Genomic DNA, 22581 nt, shown 5'->3' on the forward strand with positions numbered 1-22581 from the left:
TCGGCCGAGAGAAGGGCCCGTCAGTAGCGCAGGACGCCGGCGATGCCGTTCTCGTCGCCCAGGGTGCCGTCCGGGACGAAGCGGACGTCGGCGCCGGTCTCCAGGCACTGCTCGACGATCTCGTCCACGATGTCGTCGCGGGCGTCGAGGTCACCGCTGGTGGCCGGGATCAGGTGGTCGCCGTCGTCGCGGACCGTGGTGCGGTAGTTCTCCTCGACGGCGAGCAGCCGGACGCGACCCTCACGGGCGTTCTGCCAGACCTCGTCGACCCCGGCCGCGAACGTCTTGTGCCCGCGCGCGGATTCGAGCTCCCGGGACACCGACGCGGTGCTCCGGCGGGACTCCGCCTTCAGGAGCGGGGTGACCGCCTGCCAGACGGCCTCCGGGCCGGCGTGCGCGAGTCCGCCGTGCTGCACGGAGACGCTGTGCCTGGCGACGCCGCCGAGTTCGTCCCACAGGGAGAGCGCGGCCTGTTCGCCGGTGACGTAGAGCGGCCTCGGCTCCTCGCGCAGCAGCGCGGCCATCGCGGTGTCCGCGTCCCGCAGGAAGTGCTTGGTGCCCTCGTCGCGGAAGGTGCTGGGCGTGTCGCCGATCCGCTCCTGGCGCTCGGCGTCGAAGTTCACCTGGGGCCGGGCCAGCGGGAAACCGCCGGACCGGCTCTCGGTGACCCGGTCGATCCCGCCGTTCCACAGCGTGATGCGGTCGGCCGAGATCGACAGCACCCAGAACGGACGTTCGGCCGCGTGCGCCGAGACCAGGTTGCGGGTCAGGAAGGTGTCCGAGAGCACCACACGCTCGGGCACGCTGCGGGCCAGAGACCAGACCTGGTGCTCGCCGGGCGCGGCGAAGATCACCAGACCGTCCTCGGTATAGGCCAGGTCGACTTCGGTGAGTGCCTGTTCGAGCTGTCTGACCACGTCGGAGCGCCGGTCCCGGGTGACCGCGGGATCGGACTCCAACTGCTTCTTGGCCTCGGCCACCACATTGCGCAACCGGACGGAGTCCTGGGCGTTCCCGGGCTTTCGGCGGTGCGTCGGCGTCAGCACGGAGACGGCGGGATAGGGGCGCGGGCGGCGCAGCTCGGCAAGGGTCGAAGGACTGAGTGCGTGCTCCATATCAGCACCATAGGACCGATTCGCGATTGCGGCATTTGGGGTAATTCCCATGGGTCGTCGGACCGGGGGCGCGCCGTAACCGTGTTGAGGCCCGCGGGCCGGTGACGGCGGACGCGACGGCCGGTTACCGTACCCGGCAGTAACCGGATCACGCCCCAGGAGGCCCCCATGCCGCAGCTCGAAGTCGACGGAGCGGTGCTGGCGTACGACGACGAGGGCCCCCGTGACGGCGGGGCCGCGCCCCTGGTGTTCATCCACGGCTGGACCGCGAACCGGCACCGCTGGGACCACCAGATGGCGCACTTCGCCGGGGACCGCCGGGTGATCCGGCTCGACCTGCGCGGGCACGGCGAGAGCACCGGGGCCGGGGTGCGGACGATCGCCGAGCTGGCACAGGACGTCACCGCCCTCCTCGACCGGCTCGAGGTGGACCGCTTCGTCCCCGTCGGTCACTCCATGGGCGGCATGATCTCCCAGACCCTCGCGCTGGCCCACCCCGAGCGGGTCGAGCGGATGGTCCTGGTCGACTCCATCGGCCGGATGACGTACAGCCGCGGCCGGGGGCTGCTCATGGCGGCCTCGACCCTGGTGCCGTTCAAGCTGTTCGTCGCCGCGAACATCCAGCGGGCCTTCGCCCCCGGCTACCCGCGCGAGCAGATCCGGGAATACGTGCGCGCCTCGGCCGGCACCCCGCGCGAGGTCGTCATGACGCTGTACGGCGCCATGCGGGCCTTCGACGTCCTGGACCGGGTCGGTGAGATCACCGCGCCCACCCTGATCGTGCACGGCTACCACGACATCCAGCTGCCGGTGCGGCAGATGCTGCGGATGGCGAAGGCCTACCCGGACGCGGAGGTCCGGATCATCGACGCGGGCCATGAGCTGCCCGTGGAGCGGCCGGCCGAGCTCACGGCGACCCTGGCCCGGTTCCTGGGCCCGGCCTCGGCCGCGTAGCGCGAGCCCGCGACAGCACCAGGTGACCGGCGCCCGGCGAGAGCCGCGGCGTCGACCCGTTTGGGGAACTTTTTGCGCTTGGCCTGTTCCAGGCGGACGTGGCCCGGTGCGGGGCGGGTTCACGGGCATCGCGCGGGCAAAGCGCGTCCGAAAGTGAGGGTGGGGTACTCCGTTCGTGTTACGGCCAGGTTGACCGGCCAGGGTCCCGGACGCACGCTCGTCATATAGGTGCTGAATACAAGTGGTTTGCTCGGGCGATCGCCTCCGCCGCAAAGCCGCAGATGGCGCGTACGGCCCGGCCGACCGGCAGCAGGAGGTAGCGCATGTGTGGCATCACCGGCTGGGTCTCCTTCGACCGTGACCTCACCACCGAACACCGCGCATTGGATGCAATGACGGAGACCATGGCCTGCCGCGGCCCGGACGACCGGGGCACCTGGAGCGAGGGCCCCGCGGCCCTGGGCCACCGCCGGCTCGCGATCATCGACCTGCCCGGCGGCCGCCAGCCGATGACCGTCCGCACCCCGGGCGGCACCGTCGCGATGGTCTACTCGGGCGAGGCCTACAACTTCACCGAACTGCGCCGCGAACTCACCGCCCGGGGCCACGAGTTCACCACCGACTCGGACACCGAGGTCGTGCTCCGCGGCTATGTGGAGTGGGGCGACACCGTCGCCGAGCGGCTCAACGGCATGTACGCCTTCGCCGTCTGGGACGGCCGCCACGACAAGCTCGTGATGATCCGCGACCGTATGGGCATCAAGCCCTTCTACCTGTACCCGACCCCGGACGGCGTGCTGTTCGGCTCCGAGCCCAAGGCGATCCTGGCCAACCCGCTGGTCCGCCCCCGGGTCGGACTGGACGGCCTGCGTGAGCTGTTCACCATGGTCAAGACCCCCGGACACGCCGTGTGGGAGGGCATGCGCGAGGTGGCACCCGGCACCGTCGTCACCGTCGACCGCGACGGACTGCGCACCCGGACCTACTGGCGGCTGGAGACCCGCCCGCACCCCGACGACCGCGACACCACCGTGGCCACCGTCCGTGACCTCCTCGATGACATCGTGCGCCGTCAGCTGGTCGCCGACGTGCCCCGCTGCACCCTGCTCTCGGGCGGCCTCGACTCCTCCGCCATGACCGCCCTCGCCGCCCGGCAACTCGCCGAGCAGGGCGAGAAGGTCCGCAGCTTCGCCGTCGACTTCGTCGGCCGGACGGACAACTTCGTCGCGGACGAACTGCGCTCCACCCCCGACACGCCCTTCGTGCACGACGTGGCCCGGCTCGCCCGCACCGACCACCAGGACATCGTCCTCGACGTGGCCAGCCTCGCCGACCCCGCGGTCCGCGAACGGGTGATCCGGGCCCGCGACCTGCCGGCCGGGTTCGGGGACATGGACACCTCGCTGCTGCTGCTGTTCCGGGCCGTCCGTGACCAGTCCACCGTCGCGCTGTCCGGGGAGTCCGCCGACGAGGTGTTCGGCGGCTACCTCCAGTTCTTCGACGAGGGCGCCCGCAGCGCCGACACCTTCCCCTGGCTCTTCCAGTTCGCCCGGCACTTCGGCGACGACGCCGGAGTCCTGCGATCGGACCTCGCCAAGGCCCTCGACCTGGAGCACTACGTCGCGGACTCCTACCACTCCGCCGTCACGGAGATCCAGCGCCTGGCCGGCGAGAGCGACTTCGAGTTCCGTATGCGCCGCATGAGCTACCTGCACCTCACCCGCTTCGTACGCGCCCTGCTCGACCGCAAGGATCGGATGAGCATGGCGGTCGGCCTGGAGGTCCGGGTGCCGTTCTGCGACCACCGGCTCGTCGAGTACGTCTACAACGCGCCCTGGGCCCTCAAGTCCTTCGACGGCCGCGAGAAGACCCTGCTCCGCGAGGCCACCCGGGACGTCCTTCCGCAGTCCGTGTACGACCGGGTCAAGAGCCCATACCCGTCCACCCAGGACCCCGACTACGGCCGGGCCCTCCAGGACCAGGTCAAGGACCTGCTGGCCCGGCCCGGCCACCGGGTCTTCGACCTCGTCGACCGGGAGAAGGCGGACCGGGCGGCCCACCGGACCGAAATGAGCACCCAGGCCGACCGGCGCGGCCTGGAACGCACCCTCGACCTGGCCCACTGGCTCGACCTCTACGCCCCGGAGCTCACTCTCGCCTGAGCCTGAGCCTGAGCCTGAGCCTGAGCCTGAGCCTGAGCCTGAGCCTGAGCCTGAGCCTGAGCCCCTGCCTCAGCCCCTGCCTCAGCCCGACGAGTCGGTGGCGGCCCCGTCGTCACCGTCCGCCGGGCAGGAGCTGCCGTCGGCCGGCAGCGTGCCGTACAGCAGGAAGTCGTCGACCTTGCCGCGCACGCACCTGGACGACGTGTACCCGGTGTGCCCGTCGCCCCTGTTGTCCAGCACCACGGCCGACGGGCCGAGCCGCTTCGCCGTCTCGACGGCCCAGCTGTACGGCGTCGCCGGGTCCCCGCGCGTGCCCACGAGCAGCATCGGCGCGGAAGGCACGTCCTTCACCCGGTCGCGGATGAAGTCCGTGCCGCGCGGCCGGCCGTAGCACAGCATCACCTGGGTCAGCCGGAACCGGCCGAACACCGGGGACGCCTGCTGGTACTCCTTGCTCAGCCGGGCGACGTCCGCGGTCAGCCGCCCGGCGCCGGGCCGGTCCGGGTCGTCGGCGCAGTTGATCGCCATCAGCGCGGCCGACAGGTTGTCCAGCGGGATGTCCGAGCTGCTCACGAGCCCCCCGTCGGGCCTGCCGCGTCCGAGCGGCGGCGCATGGCCGCCGGCCGCGAGGTTCTGCACCGCACGGGTGTCCCCGTCGTCGACCAGCGAGGCCACCGCCCGCGCCAGCAGCGGCCACAGCTCCCTGCCGTACAGCCCCTGCCCGATGGCGTCCACCAGGTCCTGACCGGTGAACGGGCCGCCGAAGTCGGAAGGCACCGGGTCCTCGTCCAGGGAGCGCACCAGCTTCAGGACCGCCTCGCCGGCCTTGCGCCGGTCCTGCCCGAACGGACATCCCAGGCCGGTGACGCACCAGTCCAGGAAGTCGTCCAGCGCCGTCTGCTGTCCCCGGGCCCCGGCGACCCCCTGCTCGGCCAGCGACTCGGTCAGCGTGTCCACGCCGTCCAGTGCCATCCGGCCGACGTTGTGCGGGAACTGCGCCGCGTACACCGCGCCCAGCTTGGTGCCGTAGGAGAAGCCCAGATAGTTCAGCTTCCGGTCGCCGAGCGCCTGGCGGATGACGTCCAGGTCCCGGGAGGCGTTCACGGTGCCTATGTGGGACAGCACGGGCCCGGAGTTCTTCGTGCACCGCACCGTCAGCTGCTTCAGCGCCTTCATCAGGGCCTGCGGATGCGCCACGTCGGGGGGCTCGTCGGCGTTCGCGCCGTCCGAGTCCTGGCCCGGTCCGTCGCCGCAGCTCACGGGGGAGGAGCGGCCGACCCCGCGCGGGTCGAAGCCGACCACGTCGTAGCCGTTGGTCAGGCTCATGAAGTCCTTGCCGGACTGGCCGAGCTGGCTGACGCCCGAGCCGCCGGGACCGCCGAAGTTCAGCAGCACCGAACCCAGCGACTTCCCGGTCGCCCGGTAGCGGGACAGCGCCAGGTCGAGGGTGCCCTCGGCCGGCCGTGCGTAGTCGATCGGGACGGTGACCGCGGCGCACTGCATGTCCTTGGGCAGCTCCCTGTCCTTGCACGGCACCCACCGGGCCTTCTGCCGGTAGAACCGGGTCAGGTCCGGCTGCCTGCCGTCCGCGGCCGCGTCGGCCGCGTCGGCCGCCGGCAGGCCGGCGCCGATCAGGGCCAGTGCGACGGCGCCGACGCCGGCACAGCGCCGCAGGACGGGCCGGGTACGGGGCACGGCAGGCATCGAGGGCCTCCAGGGACGCTCCGTGGCGGACCGGATACAGGGCTTTCGCCCACCATAAGCGGGCTCCGCGGGGCCCGCCTCCCGGCAGGCGGGGCAGGCCGGAGTGCCGTACCGTGCGCGCGGAGATCCCGTTTCGACGGCCTTACGCACTTTTACTCCCGGTTCGAGTTCAGTGTCACTCGATGGGATGAAAGGTGGATAAGCCATAACTCGCATGGTTCGTAAGCGTTTAACCGTTGCGGGCGAGCGCCCGCAATCATGTCTGGAAGGCAGGGAACCTATGAAACGGGTTACCCGAAACGGTGTGATCGCCGTCGCTGCCGCCTCCGGTGCGATGGCCGTGGCGGTCCCCGCCTGGGCCGACGCGGGCGCGGACGGAATCGCGGCCGGTTCGCCCGGGGTGATCTCCGGCAACGGCATCCAGCTGCCGGTGCACGTCCCGGTGAGCGTGTGCGGGAACACCGTGAACGTGGTCGGGCTCCTGAACCCGGCGGCCGGCAACACCTGCGTGAACAGGGGCGGCGGCGACGCCGGTCACGGCGCTCACGGCGGCTCGGCCACATCCGGTGGCGCGTCCGCGCAGGGCGCCGAGGAGCACTCGCCCGGGGTGATCTCCGGGAACGGCATCCAGCTGCCGGTGGACCTCCCGGTGAACGTCAGCGGCAACAGCGTGAACGTGGTCGGCGTGCTCAACCCGGCCCTGGGCAACACCTCGGTGAACACCTCCGGCGACCACCCGAGCCCGCCGAAGACCCCCACCCCGGAGCCGCCCAGGTCCGAGCCGCCGGCCCCCGAGCCGCCCGCGCCGTCGGCGCCCCCGAAGGCCCACGACGTGCCCAAGGTGCAGCCCCCCGCCGAGCCGCCGGCCGAGGCCACCCTCGCCCACACCGGTACGGACCTCACCGGGGCCACCGTGGCGGGCAGCGCGGCGCTGCTGCTCGCCGGGACCGCCCTGCACCGGCGCTTCCGTCCGGGCCGGACGCGCTGACCGGCCGGCGTGATACCCGGGTGGGCTGACGCGCCCCGCATCGGCAGGCCCCACCGGACCCGACCGGTGGGGCCTCCGTCGTACAGGGGCCCGGCGGCCTCCGCGCCGACCGGCCGCGCCGCATGCCTCTCGTCGGCGAACGCCGGCGGCCGGGCACACCGTCGGGTGCGGCGTTCGAGGTGCGGGCCCGTGAGCGTGGCGGTCGTCCGGCGCGGTGCGCTCGTGGTGCACGTCAACGGCTTGATCCCGTCGTGGCAGGGGGCCCGTTGATCGGGAAGGATGCTGCGGGCGCGCGGCGCCGGTCGCCGTGTTGGACCCAGTGATGGAAATGGAGCGCATCGATGACCTCTCCGGCCCCCCAGGACCTCGTCGTCACCCGGGCCACCCCCGACGACTGGCCGGTGATCGTCGGCTGGGCGGCGGACGAGGGCTGGAATCCCGGGACCTCCGATGTCGCCGCCTTCTTCGCCCAGGACCCCGACGGGTTCTTCGTCGGCCGGATCGACGGCGAGCCGGTGTCGGCCATCTCGGTCGTCAACTACGACGCCGCCTACGCCTTCCTGGGCTGGTACCTGGTCCGCCCCGACCTGCGCGGCCAGGGCCACGGCCTCACCACCTGGAAGACCGCGCTCGCCCACGCCGGCAGCCGCACCGTCGGTCTGGACGGGGTGGTGGCCGAACAGGACAACTACCGCCAGTCCGGCTTCGAACTCGCCTACCGCACCGCCCGGTTCGTGGGCGAGGCGCCCGCCGCCGGGATCCCGGCCGGTGTCCGCCCCGCCCGCGCCGCCGACCTGGCCGCCGTCACGGCGTACGACGGCGCCTGCTGCCCGGCCGACCGGCCGCGCTTCGTGGCCGCGTGGCTGACCGGCACCGGACACAGGGCGCTCGTCCGCCACGACGGCGACCGCCTCACCGGTTACGGGGTGATCCGCCCCGGCCGCGACACCCTGCGCATCGGCCCGCTCTTCGCCGACACCGCGGAGGACGCCCGCGCCCTGTTCGCCGGCCTGACCGCCGAGGCGGCGGGGCACCGGGTCGCCATCGACGTCCCCGAGACCAGCCCGGCGGGTGTCGCCCTCGCCGAAGCGGCCGGCTTCACCCCCTCGTTCGAGACCGCCCGCATGTACACGGGCCCGGTCCGCGACCACGCTCGCGAGCGGGTCTTCGGGGTCACGACGCTCGAACTGGGCTGACCGCAGGACCCGGGCACCCGGCGGCCACCGGGGAAATGGTGTTGCCGCCGTCGCGCCCGGATGGTGGAGTGCCCGGATGGATCATCAAGCGGTACTCGCTCTCTACGACCGTGACATGCGCGAGGGCGCCCGGTCCGACGGACCCGGCGCCCGGATCGAGCGCACCGGCGCGGTGGTACGCCAGGTGGCGGACGCCGAGGGATGGAACGGCGTTCTCTGGTCGGACCTCGACGAGGCGACCGCGGACCGTGCGATCGCCGAGCAGCTCGGTTTCTTCGCGGCCCGAGGGCGGGAGTTCGAGTGGAAGCTCTACGGCCACGACCTGCCCTCGGACCTCGGTGAGCGGCTGACCGCGGCCGGGTTCCAGCCGGAGCCGGAGGAGACGCTGATGGTCGGCGAGGTCGCCCGGCTGAGCCTCGACGCCGGACTGCCGGAGGGCGTAAGGGTGCTGCCCGCCACCGACCGGGCGGGCATCGAACTCGTGGTGGACGTGCACGAGAAGGCCTTCGGCACGGACGGTTCGCGGCTACGGCACCGGTTGCTGGCGCGACTCGCCGACCAGCCGGACAGCGTGGTCGCGATGGTCGCGCTCGCCGGGGACGAGCCGGTCAGCGCCGCCCGGGTCGAGCTGGTGCCCGGGGCGAGGTTCGCCGGACTGTGGGGTGGCGGCACGGTGGCAGGGTGGCGCGGGCGCGGTGTGTACCGTGCCCTGGTCGCCCACCGGGCCCGGGTCGCCGCCGCGCACGGCTGCCGCTACCTCCAGGTGGACGCGTCGCCGATGAGCCGGCCGATCCTCGAACGGCTGGGCTTCCATGCCCTGAGCACGACCACGCCCTACCTCTCCCCGCTCTGAACCGGGCGACAGGGGCCCGCCGGCCGGGGCCGGGTGCGCCCGCGCGGCGGGACCGCACCGAAGGGGTGCGGTCCCGCCGCGCGTGAGGCGTGCTCCGGTCAGCGGCGCGCCCTGCTGCGGTCCAGCGCCGCGATCCCCACCCCCGCCAGTGCGATCTGGATGAACCACTCGATCCAGTCGGGGCCCTTCGTGTCGGCCACGCCGAAACCGGCCGCGATCGCCGAACCCAGCAGTGCCGCCACGATGCCGACGACGATGGTCCACAGGACTCCCACGTGCTGGCGGCCGGGGACGACCAGGCGCCCCAGCACACCGATGATGAGTCCGATGACGATGGCGCTGATGATGCCCGAGATCTCCATGTCCGCCCCTCTTCGTCTGTACCCCGCTGCTGTCCAATCTGCCCGCTGAGTCCGAAGGCAGTCCCGTCCGGTTGTTACAGCGGATTTCTGTTCACCGACCCGACATGCCATGTACCTTTCAATGAGTTGACGCGTGTAGAAATCTCAAGCACGTTCTACGCGCGCAGAGTTGGCGCCCGCACCGCCTCTACCCCACCCCCTCATGGAGGTTCGCCGGATGCTTGGATCCAGCAGATCCCGCCACAGACTCACCACCGCCCTGGCCGGGTTGGCACTGCTCGTCACGGGAGCCGCCCTCCAGGTCGGCACGGCGGCCGCCCCCGCTCACGCGGCCACCACCTACCGCGTCCTGTTCGACGACGGCCACGCCGAGGAGGCCGGCAACGCGGACTGGATCATCTCCACCAGCAAGCCGGACCCGCTCGCCCAGGACTCCTCCCCGTCGTCGGAGACGGACTGGACCGGCGCGCTCTCCTCGTGGGGCGTCGCGCTCCAGAAGACCGGCAGCTACAGCATGAAGACCGCGACGAGCGCGCTCACCTACGGCGGTTCGTCGACGACCGACCTGTCGAACTTCGACGCCCTCGTCCTCCCGGAGCCCAACACGCTGTTCACGACCGCCGAGAAGACGGCGATCATGAACTTCGTGAAGGCCGGCGGCGGTCTCTTCATGATCTCCGACCACACCGGCGCCGACCGCAACAGCGACGGCTACGACGCGGTCGAGATCCTCAACGACCTGATGACCAACAACAGCGTCGACTCGACCGACCCGTTCGGCTTCTCGATCGACTCGCTGGACATCAGCTCCGGCTACCCGGCCGCCATCAGCGACAGCAGCGACCCGGTGCTGAACGGCTCCTTCGGCACCGTCACCAAGAGCCTGATCGCCGACGGGACCACCGCCACCCTCAAGCCCTCCGACAACTCCGCCGTCAAGGGGCTGGTGTACCGCAGCGGCTACTCGGGCAACACCGGGGCCTTCTTCGCGACCAGCACCTTCGGCAGCGGCCGGGTCGCCTTCTGGGGCGACAGCTCCCCCATCGACGACGGCACCGGCCAGTCCGGCAACACGCTGTACGACGGCTGGAACGACACCGGCGCCACCAACGCCGCCCTCGCCCTGAACGCCACCGCCTGGCTCACCGGCGCGAGCAGCGGCAGCAGCGGAGGCGGCGGGGGCGGCAGCGGCACCTGCACCTCCGCGCAGCTCCTCGGCAACCCCGGCTTCGAGTCCGGCAACACCACCTGGACCGCCAGCAGCGGGGTCATCACCAGCTCCAGCAGCGAGGCGGCCCGCACCGGCTCCTACAAGGCCTGGCTCGACGGCTACGGGTCCGCGCACACCGACACGCTCTCCCAGTCGGTGACCATTCCGTCCGGCTGCTCCGCGACGCTCAGCTTCTATCTGCACGTGGACACCGCGGAGACCACCACCAGCACCGCCTACGACAAGCTGACGGTCACCGCCGGATCCACCACCCTGGCCACGTACTCCAACCTCAACGCGGCCTCCGGATACGTCCTCAAGAGCTTCGACGTCTCCTCCCTGGCCGGCACCACGGCCACCATCAAGTTCACCGGTGTCGAGGGTTCGACCCTCCAGACGTCCTTCGTCATCGACGACACCGCGCTCAACGTGAGCTGAGCGGGACGGACGGTTCCGGCAGGCCTGCCGGAACCGTCCGCTCCAGCGCGTTCCAGCCGGAGACCCGCACCTGGGGCGTGGCGCCGTGCAGGTCTGCGGTCCGGTAGGCGGCCGTCAGGGTCACGGACTCGCCCGGCCACAGGCTGACCTCGTTGTCCGACCACTGGACCGGCAGCACGGGCTTTCCGCTCGTGTCGACCAGATGGACGTCCGTCAGCAGGGCCGGTGTCTTCCCGGTGCCCGTGTTGCGGAGGGTGACCGTGGTCGTGGACCTGCCGTCCGCCCCGGTCGTCGACGCCGTCGCCGTGACCGGTACCTGGGCCATCGAGGACAGCCCCGTCAGGTCGGCGTAGCTCGTCGTCGGCGTGTGCCACCAGTCGGTCTTCGCCCAGTCGAGGGTGTCGGCCCTGGTGGAGAGCCAGTAGACGTTGCGGCTCACCTCCCTGCCGTCGGCGTCGGTGAGGACCAGCCGCGCCAGGTAGGTGGACGACAGCCCGGTCACCGACGCCGGCAGGGTGAGCGCGGTGCTGTGCGCGCCGTCGCCCTGGACCGAGACACCGGTGACGGTCCTGTCGTACTTCTCGGTACCGTCGGGGTTGTACAGAGTTGCCCGCGCGGTGAGTCCCGTCGCCGGAGTGTGCCGGTTGTTCACCACGGCCACCGAGCGGTCGTCGTAGGAGTACTGCACGTGCAGCGGCTCGTTGGCCTTCTTCGCGCCGAAGTAGGCGCCGCCCTGGTCGAGATAACGGTCCATCAGCTGCCAGTGCAGGGACGTCCAGCCGCTGTTGAACATCCAGTAGACGACGCCGGTCGAGGGCTTCGAGGCGTCGGTCTGGTTGCGCTCGTACGCCTCGTACTGGGCACGGACGTTCTCGTACTGGGCGAGCTGGGCCTTGCGCACGTAGTCGGCGAGGCTCTTCGGGGCGCCGTAGCGGCCGGTGAGCGCGGCGTCGTAGACCTTCAGGGTGCCGAAGGTCGCGGACGGTGAGCGGTGGTACTGCTTGGCGTCCGGGTTCTTCCAGAGGGTGTCGAGTTCGGCCGGGGTCATCATCCGGCGCAGCGTGTCCAGGGTGGGGATGTCCGGGCCCGCGCTGGTCTCGGAGTTGAAGCCGGTGGCGCCGCCCTCACGCTTGGCGTACCAGTAGCCCGGCGGGACCCAGTCGTAGGGGCCGGTCATCTTCATGCCCGAACTGCCCAGCTGGGGAGCCGATTTGTCGGAGGCGGCCGGAACCACCGGGACGGGCCAGTCGGCGGCGGTCAGGGCGTCCAGATAGTTCTTCTCGATCGTCGCGTCGGGCGCGGCGTCGCTGCCGATCAGGAAGGAGACCACGCTCGGGTGGTCACGCAGCCGGGCGGCCTCGGCGGCCATCGAGGCCTGGGCGACCTGGTAGTCGGCGGCCGTCCACTTCTCGCCGCTCTCGCCGGGGTTGGTCTGTCCCTCCCACTTGTCGCAGCACTCCCAGCCGGGCAGGGTGAGGACGCCTAGGCGGTCGGCGAGGGCGAAGAACTCGTCGGGCTCGATGTGGCCTTCCAGCCGGATGGCGTTCAGGCCCAGGTCGAGGGCGTACTTGAGGCGGTCCTCGACATAGGTGCGGTCCCAGCGCAGGAACTCGTCCGGTGACCAGCCGCCGCCCTTGATCAGCAGCCGGCGGCCGTTGACCGAGTACTGGCGGGCGCCGTCGGCGTTCAAGGGGGCCCGCACGTCCCGGATCCCGAAGTCCTCGTGGGCGGTGTCCGAGGCCGTGCCGGCGACGGAGGCGGTGAGGTCGAGGCCGTAGAGCGGCTGGCCGCCCATGCCCGCGGGCCACCAGACCTTGGGGGAGGTCAGGTGCAGCCCCGGGGTGTCGGCGGGGGCGAAGGTGACGGTCCTGCTCTGGTGGGCCGCGAGCTCCACCGACCGGGTGAGGGTCACCCCGGCGACGGTGCCGGAGACCTCGGCGGTGACCGGCGCCTCCGAGTCGTTGCGGGCCTGTGCCTTCACCGTCAGGTCGGCCGTCGCGAGGGAGGGCACCGCGAGCTTCGTCACCACGTGCGCGTCGCGCAGCGCCACCGGGCCGCCGCGCCGGACCAGGACGTCCCGGACGATGCCCATGTTCTGGTCGGGCGGCGGCTGGAGCCAGTCGAGCCAGCCCATGGTGAGGTTCTTGTTCGGGTTGTTGGGCTGGATGCGGAAGGCGACCGTGTTCGTGCCGGCCGTCACCAGCGAGGTGACGTCCAGTTCATGGTGGGTGTAGGCGCCGGTGACGTCGGCGGTGGTGGCGACCTGACGGCCGTTCACATACACGTCGGCCGCCGAGATCACCCCGCTGAAGTCCAGATAGGTGCGCTGCGCGGGGTCGGCCACCGCGAAGTCGCTGCGGTACCACCACGGCACCTGGAAGGGTGCCTTCGGGATCTTCTGGAGGTTGGTGGAGACGAACGGGTCGTCGTAGCCGCCGTCGGCGAGGAGCGCGGCCAGGACCGTGGAGCGGGGTCCCGCCGGATACCACCCCTGCGTCGGGTAGCCGGGGGAGGAGACCGCCGCCGCGGAGTCGCCCACCTCGGCCGTCGACCGGATCGCGTAACCCGACAGCGGGGTCTCGGACCCGGCGGCGGACGGCACCCGGGTGATCCGGGCGGGCCCGTGGGCCGGGTCGCGGGCCCCGGCCCAGGCGCTGGTGTTCAGTGAGCAGAGCAGTCCCAGGGCCATGGCGGCCGTGGCGAGACGGTGTCCGGGGGCACGGCGAGGGAACACGGTGGTCTCCAGGCTCGTAAAGTTAGGAAACTTTACTAACTCGGCTCAAGCTAGGGTGCCATGAAGGCCGTGTCAATCACCGTGGCGCCCGCGTGAGTTGGTGCCGCCGTGCTCAGGCCGCGCCCGACCTGCGCTCGAACACCAGGTCACGGGCGGTGCCCAGGGCCGTGGCCACCGCGCCGAGCAGCACCGCGTCCTCGCCGAGCCGGCTGGGCGCCAGCTTCGGGCGCAGCGGGGTCAGGGTGCGCAGATGCTCCCGTACGGGGCGCAGCAACAGGTCGACGCTGTGGCCGACACCCCCGCCGAGCACCACCAGGTCGGGGTCGAGCACGGCCGCGGCCGCCGCCACGGTGTGCGCGATCCGCTCGCCCTCCAGGCGTACCGCCTCGACCGCGGCCGGGTCGCCCTGGCGGGCCGCGTCGAACACGGACTTCGCGGTGAGCTGCCCGGTCATCCCCAGCCGCCGTGCCGTCTCGGCCACGGCCACCCCCGACACCGCGTCCTCCAGCCGCTCGGGCCCCCGCTGCCGGCCCGGCCAGGGCAGGAAGCCGATCTCCCCGGCCAGCCCGTGGGCCCCGGTGAACAGCCGCCCCTCGCTGACCACGCCCATTCCGAGACCGGTGCCGATCATGATGTACGCGAACAGCCGGCTGCCCGCCCCGACGCCGTACGTGTACTCGCCGAGGGCCGCGAGGTTGGCGTCGTTGTGCACCTCCAGCGGGATGCCCAGTTCCTCGCGCATCCGGTCGAAGAGGCCCGCGCGGCCCCAGCCGGGCAGATGCATCGCGTACCGCACCCGGCGCTGCCGCTCGTCGTACACGCCCGGGGTGCCCACCACCCCGTGCACCACCTCGGCCGGGTCCACCCCCGAGTTGGCGACGACCTGCCGGGCGGTCGTGACCAGCAGGTCGGCCATCGCGCCCGAACCCCGGGCCCGGTTGCGCACGTCGGAGCGGGCGACCAGGGTGCCGTCGAGATCGGCGACCGCCACCCGCAGCCAGCTCCGGCCGACGTCGACCCCGAGCGCGTACCCGGCCGCCGGATCGGGGGCGTACAGCACGGCCGTGCGACCGCGCTCCGGAGCCTGGGTGCCCACCTCGTGGACCAGCCGCGCGGATTCCAGCGCGGCCAGCGCGCTGGACACGGTCGGCTTCGACAGCCCTGTCTCGCGGGCGAGTTGGGCGCGCGAGGCGGAGCCGAGCAGGCGCAGCCGGTCCAGCAGCAGCCGCTCGTTGGTGCTGCGCAGGCGCTGCCGGCTCCAGGGCTGGTCCTGCTGCTCTTCGACGTCGCTGGCGGCCATCAGACCATTCTCACCGATTCCCGACGCATACTTGACGCATCTAGTAAGGCTCCTTAACTTTATCGGCCATCCCGCCGAGTCGGCCACCGCCTGTCGTACGTGCCTCGCCCACATCCCCGTGTCCCGCCCAGGAGCCTCCATGTCCGCTGGTCCCGGTAGTCCCGTCGTCTCGGGCAGTGCCCCGCCGAGCGGCGGTTTCGTCCGCCGCGTGGGTCTGTTCCAGGCCACCGCCATCAACATGAGCCAGATGTGCGGTATCGGTCCGTTCGTCACCATTCCGCTGATGGTCGCCGCGTTCGGCGGTCCGCAGGCCGTCATCGGCTTCGTCGCGGGCGCCGTGCTCGCGCTCTGCGACGGCCTCGTCTGGGCCGAACTCGGTGCCGCCATGCCCGGCTCCGGCGGCAGCTACGTCTATCTGCGCCAGGCCTTCCAGTACCGCACCGGGCGCCTCATGCCGTTCCTGTTCGTGTGGACGGCGATGCTCTTCATCCCGCTGATCATGTCCACGGGCGTGGTCGGCTTCGTCCAGTACCTGGGCTACCTCGCCCCCGGCCTCGGCCAGACCTCCGGCGACCTGATCGGGCTCGGCGTCATCGCCCTGGTGGTGCTCCTGCTCTGGCGCGGCATCGAGCACATCGCCAGGATCACCGCCGTGATGTGGACCGTGATGATCGCCTCGGTGCTGCTGGTGATCGTCGCCGCGGCGAGCGACTTCAGCCCGCACCTGGCCTTCACCTACCCCGCCCACGCCTTCGACCTGACCAGTGACCACTTCTGGCTCGGCTTCGCCGCGGGCCTGACCATCGGCATCTACGACTACCTGGGCTACAACACGACCGCCTACATGGGCGCCGAGATCAAGGACCCCGGCCGCGTCCTGCCGCGCTCCATCCTCTTCTCGATCCTCGGCATCATGGCGATCTACCTGCTGCTCCAGATCGGCACGCTCGGCGTCATCGACTGGCACCGCATGACGAACCCGGACGACATCGCCTCGACCTCGGTCGCCTCGGCGGTCCTGGAGAAGACCTGGGGCAAGGGCGCCGCCGACACGGTGACCGTGCTGATCCTGATCACGGCCTTCGCCTCGGTCTTCACCGGCCTGCTCGGCGGCTCCCGGGTGCCCTACGACGCCGCCCGCGACCGGGTCTTCTTCCGCCCCTACGGGAAGCTGCACCCGAAGCACCGCTTCCCGATGCTGGGGCTCGCGACCATGGGCGTGATCACCGCGATCGGCTTCCTGATCGGCCGCCACACGGACCTCGCGACCCTGATCCAGCTGCTCACCACCGTGATGGTGATCGTCCAGGCGCTGGCCCAGATCGTGGCGCTCACGGTGCTGCGGCGCCGGCAGCCGGCCCTGAAGCGGCCGTACCGCATGTGGCTCTACCCGCTGCCGAGCATCGTCGCCTTCGCCGGCTGGTGCGTGATCTACGGCTACGCCGACCGGAACTCGCCGGGTCGTCACCCCATCGAGTGGTCCCTGGCCTGGCTCGCCCTCGGCTGCGTGGCGTTCCTGGTCTGGGCCCGGCTGGAGAAGGTGTGGCCGTTCGGGGCGAAGGAGGTCAGCGAGGAGTATCAGACCCCCGACGAAACGGTCGTGGTATAGCTTCGCGAGCACGCGTCAGCCTCGCCCGGCGGTCGACTCCCGCCGGGCGAGGCTTTTTTCATGGCCGATCCCAGGGGGATGCCTGCACGACGTCGAGGGCGCGACCCGCGGGCGGCCGGTCCGCCGGGCGGGCGCGCGGCGGGGCCGGTCCGCCGTCATCGGACCGGCCCCGCTCCTCCCTTCCAGAGGATGCCGCTGTGCCTAGGTCATAGGCGTCCGCTTGGCCGCCGAAGCGGCGCACACCAGCCCGAGGCAGAGGGCCAGCGCGCCGATGATGACGTTGTTGAGGATGACGCCCCTGTCGGGGCTGGTGCCGACCACCCAGGGGGCGATGATCATCCAGATGCCGATGGCGCACATGGCCCAGCTGAGGCCGTACATGCGCTCCGGCGCCCTGGTGAAGCCCAGTGCCAGCAGACCTATCGCGATGCCCATGATCAGGTTGTGGGCCACGAGGGCGGGCTGGCTCGCCGTGTAGTGGAGGATCCACGGGGACGCCGCGCAGTACAGACCGAGCAGGAACACCGGTCCGTCCACGAGCGCCACATCACGGCCGCCGAGCATGCGGGCGTAGCGCTCCCGCATCTCGGAGACATCGGGATGGCTGGCTATGTCACTTCTGCCGTGCGAGACGTTGGCCATGACTCGTCTCCTTTGACTTACAGGCCTGACCGCGTCTGGTGCGTGCGGTATACGCCGCTAGCAGACATTCTGCTCTTATTTCTTCCTTATGTGTAGCTAGGGGCCGGTGGACCGGCGGCCGATGCCCGTCCGCGTCGTCGGCATGTCCGCGGGGATGCGGGGCAACCGCACGACAAGGCGAGAGACCGACACGGAAAGTGCAGGGCCGCCATGGGTGCGAGGGTGCTGGAGCGTTTTCCCGCCGGGGCTCCCCGGGGTTCGTGGCCCGCCGAGGAGTACGCGGCGAGGTGCCGGGCCGAGGGCGGGCGGGCGACCGTGGTGATGGACCTCGGCACGGACGCCTTCCTGGTCGTCGTGCCCGGCTCGGACGACGGGTCCTGCGCCGCGGTGCCCGCGTCAGCCGGTCAGTGACTGCTCGGCCCAGATGGTCTTGCCCCGGTCGCCGTACCGCGTCCCCCAGTTCTGCGCGAGCTGGGTGATCAGGTAGAGACCGCGGCCGCCCTCGTCGGTGTCCTGGGCGCGCCGTACGTGCGGTGAGGTGCTGCTGCCGTCCGACACCTCGCAGATCAGGTTCCGGTCCCGGATCAGGCGCAGCGTGATCGGCGCACCGCCGTACCGCAGCGCGTTCGTCACCAGCTCGCTGACGATCAGCTCGGTGGTGAACGACGACTCCGCCAGCCCCCACCGCGCCAGCTGCCGCGCCGTGAGCTCCCGGGCCCGGCCGACCATTCTGTCCCGCGCCTCGATCTCCCAGGTGACATGGGAGTCCGGGGCCAGACCGGTCATCCGGGCCACCAGGACGGCCACGTCGTCCTGGTGGCCCGGCGGCAGCAGTTCGCGCACCAGCGTGTCGCACACCTCCTGCGGAGCGGCCGACACGGGCGTGCGGGAGAGGGTGGCACGCATCCGGCGCAGCCCGGTCTCGACGTCCTGCGCCCGTGACTCCAGCAGTCCGTCGGTGTAGAGGACCAGGAGGTCCCCGTCGTCCAGGGCGATCTCGCGCTCCTCGAACACGACACCGCCCAGGCCCAGCGGCGGGCCGCCTGGCAGGTCCACGAACTCGACGGCGCCGTCCGCCGAGACGACCGCCGGCGACGGATGGCCGGCGCGCGCCAGCCGGCACAGCCGCGACACCGGGTCGTACACCGCGTACAGGCAGGTCGCCCCCGTCACCAGGGACACCTCGTCGCCGCGCTCGTCGAGGAAGCGGCTCATCTGTTCGTCCAGGTGGGCGAGGAGCTCCACGGGGGACAGGTCGAGGTCCGCGAGGGTGCGTACGGCGCCGCGCAGCCGGCCCATGGTCACCGCCGACTGGAGACCGTGCCCGACCACGTCGCCCACCACGAGCGCCACCCGGGCCCCGGACAGCGGGATCACGTCGAACCAGTCACCGCCCAGCCCGGTGTGCTCGCTGGCCGGCAGGTAGCGGGACGCCGTCCGCACCGCCGACGGCGACGGCAGCCGCTGGGGGAGCAGGCTGCGCCTCAGGGTCCGGGCGGTCGTCCGCTCCCGGTGGTAGCGGCTCGCGTTGTCGACGCACACCGCGGTGCGGGTCACGATCTGCTCGGCGAGCAGCACGTCCTCGGGCTCGAACCGGCGGGGGCTGCGGGACCGCATGAAGACGGCGGTACCGAGGGCGACACCCCGGGCGAGCAGGGGGACGAGCAGCCAGGAGTGGACCTCCGGTCCGGCGCCCGGCACCGGACGGCCGCTGCCGCCCGGGGCCAGCTGCTCGTCCGCGAGGAGCACGGACTCGCCCTTCGCCAGGGCGTCGAGGAACGGCGAGCCGGGCACCGTCGCCGCCGTGTCCACCTCGCCCACCGGTACCGGCCGGGCCCCTGCCGTGTCCTCGGGTACTCCGCCGCAGGCGGCCCGGCGGAGCAGCGGGTGGCCCGGGGCCGTGTCGTCGGCGGGCTCCCGGTCGGCGAAGACGGAGTCCAGCAGGTCGACATGGCAGCTGTCGGCGAACCACGGCACCGCCACGTCGGCGAGTTCCCGGGCCGTCTGCCAGAGGTCCAGGCTGGTGCCGATCCGGGCGCCGGCCTCGTTGGCCAGGACCAGCCGCTCCCGCGAGCGGACCCGCTGGGTCACGTCGGTGACCACATGGGCCAGCGCGATCACCGTCCCGGACGCGTTCCTGAGCGGCAGGATGGACTCCGACCACACGTAGTCGTCCGGTGAACCGGGGACGGGACGGCCGACGACCTCGGTGTCGAGCAGGGCCTCGCCGGTCTCCAGCACCCGACGCTGCCGCTCCTCCAGGGCATCGAGGTCCAGCAGGCCGGGCGGGGCCATCTCGCGCATCGTGTGCCCGGTGAACGCGGTCTCCCGGAACACCCCGGCACGCCGCCGCCCGAGGTTCTGGGCGATGAACCGCAGCTGCGTGTCGAAGAGGTCGATGTGGAAGGGGATGTCGGTGAACAGCCCCTGCAACAGGGCGCGACCGAATTCGTACGTACGGTACGACTCCGCGCCCGTCCCCTGTACGAGCCACCGGACCTCGCCGTCCGCCGTGGTGAGGGAGCGCGCCCAGACCTGGACCTCGACCGGTTCCCCGTCGCGACCGCGCAGCACCAGCCGCTCCCGGCGGACCCCCGCCGCCCAGCGCCGCAGCAGGTGCGCGGCGTCGGCGGGGTCGTGCAGCAGCTCGTGCGCGGGCCGGCCGAGCAGCTCCCGGGCCGGCCGGCCGAGCAGCTGCTCGGCGCCCGGGCCCCAGGCCGCCAGCCGCCCCCGCGCGTCCAGCAGGACCTCGGCCTCGCCCCCGGGCTCGGGAAGCTCGCCCCGGCCGTAGAAGGTGATGTCGCGCATCCTCACCTCAGGCACAACCGTGCCGACTAGGGATGTGTGGGTTCATGGTGATTGCGCAACAAATGATACCTGGGCACGCGCTGCCCGCCCCAGATGCGCGGGGCGGCTGACGGATCCTTGACCGCCGCTGCGGCCTCCGCGATGCTGTGTTGCGAAACACGAGATGCGTGCCGTATAGGGCAACGTCTCGCCGCCTCTGTCAGTCGAGGAGTGGCCATGTCTCAGCAGGTCCGTGCCGTCGTCGCGCGGAGCAAGGGCGCCCCTGTCAGCCTGGAGACCATCATCGTGCCCGACCCCGGTCCGGGCGAGGCGGTGGTCAGGATCGAGGCCTGCGGGGTCTGCCACACCGATCTGCACTATCGCGAGGGCGGGATCAGCGACGACTTTCCGTTCCTGCTGGGGCACGAGGCGGCGGGGGTCGTCGAGGCGGTCGGCGACGGGGTCACCGACGTCGCGCCCGGTGACTTCGTGATCCTCAACTGGCGTGCGGTGTGCGGGAACTGCCGGGCCTGTCTGCGCGGCCGGCCCTGGTACTGCTTCAACACCCACAACGCGAAGCAGAAGATGACTCTGACCGACGGCACGGAACTCTCGCCCGCCCTCGGGATCGGCGCCTTCGCGGAGAAGACGCTGGTGGCGGCCGGGCAGTGCACCAAGGTCGACCGGCGTGCGTCGGCGGCGGCCGCGGGACTGCTGGGCTGCGGGGTGATGGCGGGCATCGGCGCCGCCCTCAACACGGGCGCCGTCGGCCGCGGCGACACCGTCGCGGTCATCGGGTGCGGAGGCGTCGGTGCCGCCGCGGTCCTCGGCTCGAACCTGGCGGGCGCGGGGCGGATCATCGCCGTGGACATCGACGACCAGAAGCTGGAGACGGCACGCAGGCTGGGCGCCACCCACAGCGTGAACTCGCGCGAGAGCGACGCGGTCGAGGCGATCCGGGAGCTGACCGGCGGTTTCGGCGCCGACGTCGTCATCGAGGCGGTCGGCCGCCCGGAGACCTACCGGCAGGCGTTCTACGCCCGTGACCTGGCCGGCACGGTCGTGCTGGTCGGCGTCCCGACCCCGGAGATGAAGCTCGAACTGCCGCTGCTCGACGTCTTCGGCCGCGGCGGCGCGCTCAAGTCGTCCTGGTACGGCGACTGTCTGCCCTCCCGGGACTTCCCGATGCTCATCGACCTGCACCTGCAGGGGCGGCTGCCGCTGGACGCCTTCGTCACCGAGACCATCCAGCTCGACGAGGTCGAGAAGGCCTTCGAGCGGATGCACCAGGGCGACGTGCTGCGTTCGGTGGTGGTGCTGTGATGACCACGCGCATCGAACGCCTCGTCACCTCCGGGCAGTTCACCCTCGACGGCGGCACCTGGGACGTCGAGAACAACGTCTGGATCGTCGGCGACGAACGGGAAGTGATCGTCATCGACGCCGCCCACGACGCCCAGGCCATCGCCGCGGCGGTCGACGACCGCGTCCTGAAGGCGATCGTCTGCACCCACGCCCACAACGACCACATCGACGCGGCGCCCGCCCTCGCCGACCTGACCGGCGCCAAGATCTGGCTGCACCCCGACGACCTGCCGCTGTGGAAGCTCACCCACCCCGACCGTGACCCCGACAACCACCTGTCCGACGGGCTGGTCATCGAGGCCGCGGGCGCCGACCTGACCGTTCTGCACACGCCCGGCCACGCGCCCGGCGCCGTCTGCCTCTACGACCCGGGTCTGGGCGCCGTCTTCACGGGCGACACCCTCTTCCAGGGCGGCCCCGGCGCGACCGGACGGTCGTACTCGCACTTCCCGACGATCATCGACTCCATCCGGGACAAGCTGCTCACCCTCCCGCCGGAGACGAAGGTCCTGACCGGGCACGGCGACTCGACCACCATCGGCGCCGAGGCGCCCCAGCTGGCGGAGTGGATCGCCCGCGGCCACTGAGGCTGCTGCGGGAGAACGTGAGGCCGGACCGAGTCGGCCTCACATCTCCGCCGGCAGCGGCAGCCGCCCGGAGTGGCCGGGCGGCAGCGCCAGATCCTCCCGCACGGCCGCGTAGTAGCGGTCGCGTCCGTCCCGCTGCCGGTCCAGCAGTATCCGCCACGCCGCGGGATCCCGTCGCCCCTCCCGCAGGAACCGCTCCATCTCCATGACCGTGACGACCCACTCCTGGGCCTTGCCGACCACCGTCGGACTGCCCAGCATGATGAGCTTCTCGCCGTGCGGATCACGGGCCAACTGGGCCTCGGCCAGCAGGGGTTCGGCCTCCTGCGGGGAGAGCGGGTGGGGATGCGGGTCGTTGCCCAGATGGGCCGCCACCCGGTAGTCGACGGAGACGGTCCTCTTCAGCGCCTGCGCCCATTCCGCGTACACGGCCAGCCGCCGCTCGTCCCAGCGCGCCTCCTGCTCCCGCCGGAACCGCACCCGGTCGCCCCGCACCACCGCGAGATACGAACCGAGCGCGCCGATCACGACGCCGATGAGGGCCGGGAGTTGCTGCAAGAACGAGGACATGTGCG

18 protein-coding genes are annotated in these 22581 nt (G+C 71.7%); 10 read left to right on the top strand and 8 right to left on the bottom strand.

Annotated features, from left to right (window positions below; all coding sequences use genetic code 11):
- Window positions 1-20: 20 nt before the first annotated feature.
- Window positions 21-1115 (bottom strand): baeRF3 domain-containing protein, encoded by a 1095-nt coding sequence (locus IEZ11_RS18110; protein ID WP_189263801.1) that lies wholly within the window; start codon window positions 1113-1115, stop codon window positions 21-23.
- 168 nt (window positions 1116-1283) lie between these two features.
- Here IEZ11_RS18110 and IEZ11_RS18115 point away from each other — a divergent pair, with 168 nt between their 5' ends.
- A complete protein-coding gene (locus IEZ11_RS18115; RefSeq protein WP_189263802.1) occupies window positions 1284-2069 on the top strand; it encodes an alpha/beta fold hydrolase in 786 nt (261 codons plus the stop codon).
- A 323-nt stretch (window positions 2070-2392) separates the two neighbouring features.
- On the top strand, window positions 2393-4231 hold the full coding sequence (gene asnB / locus IEZ11_RS18120; protein ID WP_189263803.1) for an asparagine synthase (glutamine-hydrolyzing): 1839 nt from the start codon (window positions 2393-2395) through the stop codon (window positions 4229-4231).
- An 81-nt stretch (window positions 4232-4312) separates the two neighbouring features.
- On the opposite strand, the gene IEZ11_RS18125 is transcribed toward asnB, so the two are convergent.
- A complete protein-coding gene (locus tag IEZ11_RS18125) occupies window positions 4313-5935 on the bottom strand; it encodes an alpha/beta hydrolase (protein ID WP_189263804.1) in 1623 nt (540 codons plus the stop codon).
- 280 nt (window positions 5936-6215) lie between these two features.
- Here IEZ11_RS18125 and IEZ11_RS52210 point away from each other — a divergent pair, with 280 nt between their 5' ends.
- The 3 genes from IEZ11_RS52210 to IEZ11_RS18140 all read left to right on the top strand — a co-directional run bounded on the left by IEZ11_RS52210 (window position 6216) and on the right by IEZ11_RS18140 (window position 8972).
- Window positions 6216-6923, top strand: a complete 708-nt coding sequence (locus IEZ11_RS52210; RefSeq protein WP_189263805.1) for a chaplin — start codon at window positions 6216-6218, stop codon at window positions 6921-6923.
- A gap of 341 nt (window positions 6924-7264) precedes the next feature.
- A complete protein-coding gene (locus IEZ11_RS18135; RefSeq protein ID WP_189263806.1) occupies window positions 7265-8119 on the top strand; it encodes a GNAT family N-acetyltransferase in 855 nt (284 codons plus the stop codon).
- A 76-nt stretch (window positions 8120-8195) separates the two neighbouring features.
- Window positions 8196-8972, top strand: a complete 777-nt coding sequence (locus tag IEZ11_RS18140; RefSeq protein WP_189263807.1) for a GNAT family N-acetyltransferase — start codon at window positions 8196-8198, stop codon at window positions 8970-8972.
- A gap of 98 nt (window positions 8973-9070) precedes the next feature.
- Here the strand turns inward: IEZ11_RS18140 and IEZ11_RS18145 are convergent, their stop codons facing one another.
- Window positions 9071-9334 (bottom strand): GlsB/YeaQ/YmgE family stress response membrane protein, encoded by a 264-nt coding sequence (locus IEZ11_RS18145; RefSeq protein WP_189263808.1) that lies wholly within the window; start codon window positions 9332-9334, stop codon window positions 9071-9073.
- A 217-nt stretch (window positions 9335-9551) separates the two neighbouring features.
- Between IEZ11_RS18145 and IEZ11_RS18150 the strand changes: the two genes are divergently transcribed.
- Window positions 9552-10982: a hydrolase gene (locus IEZ11_RS18150; protein ID WP_189263809.1), complete on the top strand. Its 1431-nt coding sequence runs from the start codon at window positions 9552-9554 to the stop codon at window positions 10980-10982.
- On the opposite strand, the gene IEZ11_RS18155 is transcribed toward IEZ11_RS18150, so the two are convergent.
- Window positions 10969-13671, bottom strand: coding sequence for a glycoside hydrolase family 2 protein (locus tag IEZ11_RS18155; protein ID WP_189263930.1), 2703 nt, complete (start codon window positions 13669-13671; stop codon window positions 10969-10971). The two genes, IEZ11_RS18150 and IEZ11_RS18155, sit on opposite strands and share 14 nt — an antisense overlap.
- 157 nt (window positions 13672-13828) lie before the next feature.
- On the bottom strand, window positions 13829-15016 hold the full coding sequence (locus tag IEZ11_RS18160) for an ROK family transcriptional regulator (RefSeq protein ID WP_189263810.1): 1188 nt from the start codon (window positions 15014-15016) through the stop codon (window positions 13829-13831).
- 139 nt (window positions 15017-15155) lie between these two features.
- Here IEZ11_RS18160 and IEZ11_RS18165 point away from each other — a divergent pair, with 139 nt between their 5' ends.
- Window positions 15156-16625, top strand: a complete 1470-nt coding sequence (locus IEZ11_RS18165; RefSeq protein WP_189263811.1) for an APC family permease — start codon at window positions 15156-15158, stop codon at window positions 16623-16625.
- A 201-nt stretch (window positions 16626-16826) separates the two neighbouring features.
- Here IEZ11_RS18165 and IEZ11_RS18170 read toward each other — a convergent pair whose 3' ends face one another.
- On the bottom strand, window positions 16827-17267 hold the full coding sequence (locus IEZ11_RS18170; RefSeq protein ID WP_189263812.1) for an SPW repeat protein: 441 nt from the start codon (window positions 17265-17267) through the stop codon (window positions 16827-16829).
- Between the two features lie 210 nt (window positions 17268-17477).
- On the opposite strand from IEZ11_RS18170, the gene IEZ11_RS18175 reads away from it, so the two are divergent.
- Window positions 17478-17678, top strand: coding sequence for a DUF8839 family protein (locus IEZ11_RS18175; RefSeq protein ID WP_189263813.1), 201 nt, complete (start codon window positions 17478-17480; stop codon window positions 17676-17678).
- On the opposite strand, the gene IEZ11_RS18180 is transcribed toward IEZ11_RS18175, so the two are convergent.
- Window positions 17664-20075, bottom strand: coding sequence for a SpoIIE family protein phosphatase (locus IEZ11_RS18180; RefSeq protein ID WP_189263814.1), 2412 nt, complete (start codon window positions 20073-20075; stop codon window positions 17664-17666). The two genes, IEZ11_RS18175 and IEZ11_RS18180, sit on opposite strands and share 15 nt — an antisense overlap.
- A 216-nt stretch (window positions 20076-20291) precedes the next feature.
- On the opposite strand from IEZ11_RS18180, the gene IEZ11_RS18185 reads away from it, so the two are divergent.
- A complete protein-coding gene (locus IEZ11_RS18185) occupies window positions 20292-21377 on the top strand; it encodes an S-(hydroxymethyl)mycothiol dehydrogenase (RefSeq protein ID WP_189263815.1) in 1086 nt (361 codons plus the stop codon).
- Window positions 21377-22006: an MBL fold metallo-hydrolase gene (locus tag IEZ11_RS18190; RefSeq protein ID WP_189263816.1), complete on the top strand. Its 630-nt coding sequence runs from the start codon at window positions 21377-21379 to the stop codon at window positions 22004-22006. The genes IEZ11_RS18185 and IEZ11_RS18190 overlap by 1 nt, the downstream gene beginning before the upstream one ends.
- Before the next feature lie 39 nt (window positions 22007-22045).
- Here IEZ11_RS18190 and IEZ11_RS18195 read toward each other — a convergent pair whose 3' ends face one another.
- Window positions 22046-22576 carry a hypothetical protein gene (locus tag IEZ11_RS18195; protein ID WP_189263817.1) on the bottom strand — a complete coding sequence of 177 codons (531 nt, stop codon included), beginning with the start codon at window positions 22574-22576 and terminating at the stop codon, window positions 22046-22048.
- Window positions 22577-22581: the final 5 nt, after the last annotated feature.

Source organism: Streptomyces fuscichromogenes (genome assembly GCF_014645815.1).
Lineage (GTDB): Bacteria > Actinomycetota > Actinomycetes > Streptomycetales > Streptomycetaceae > Streptomyces > Streptomyces fuscichromogenes.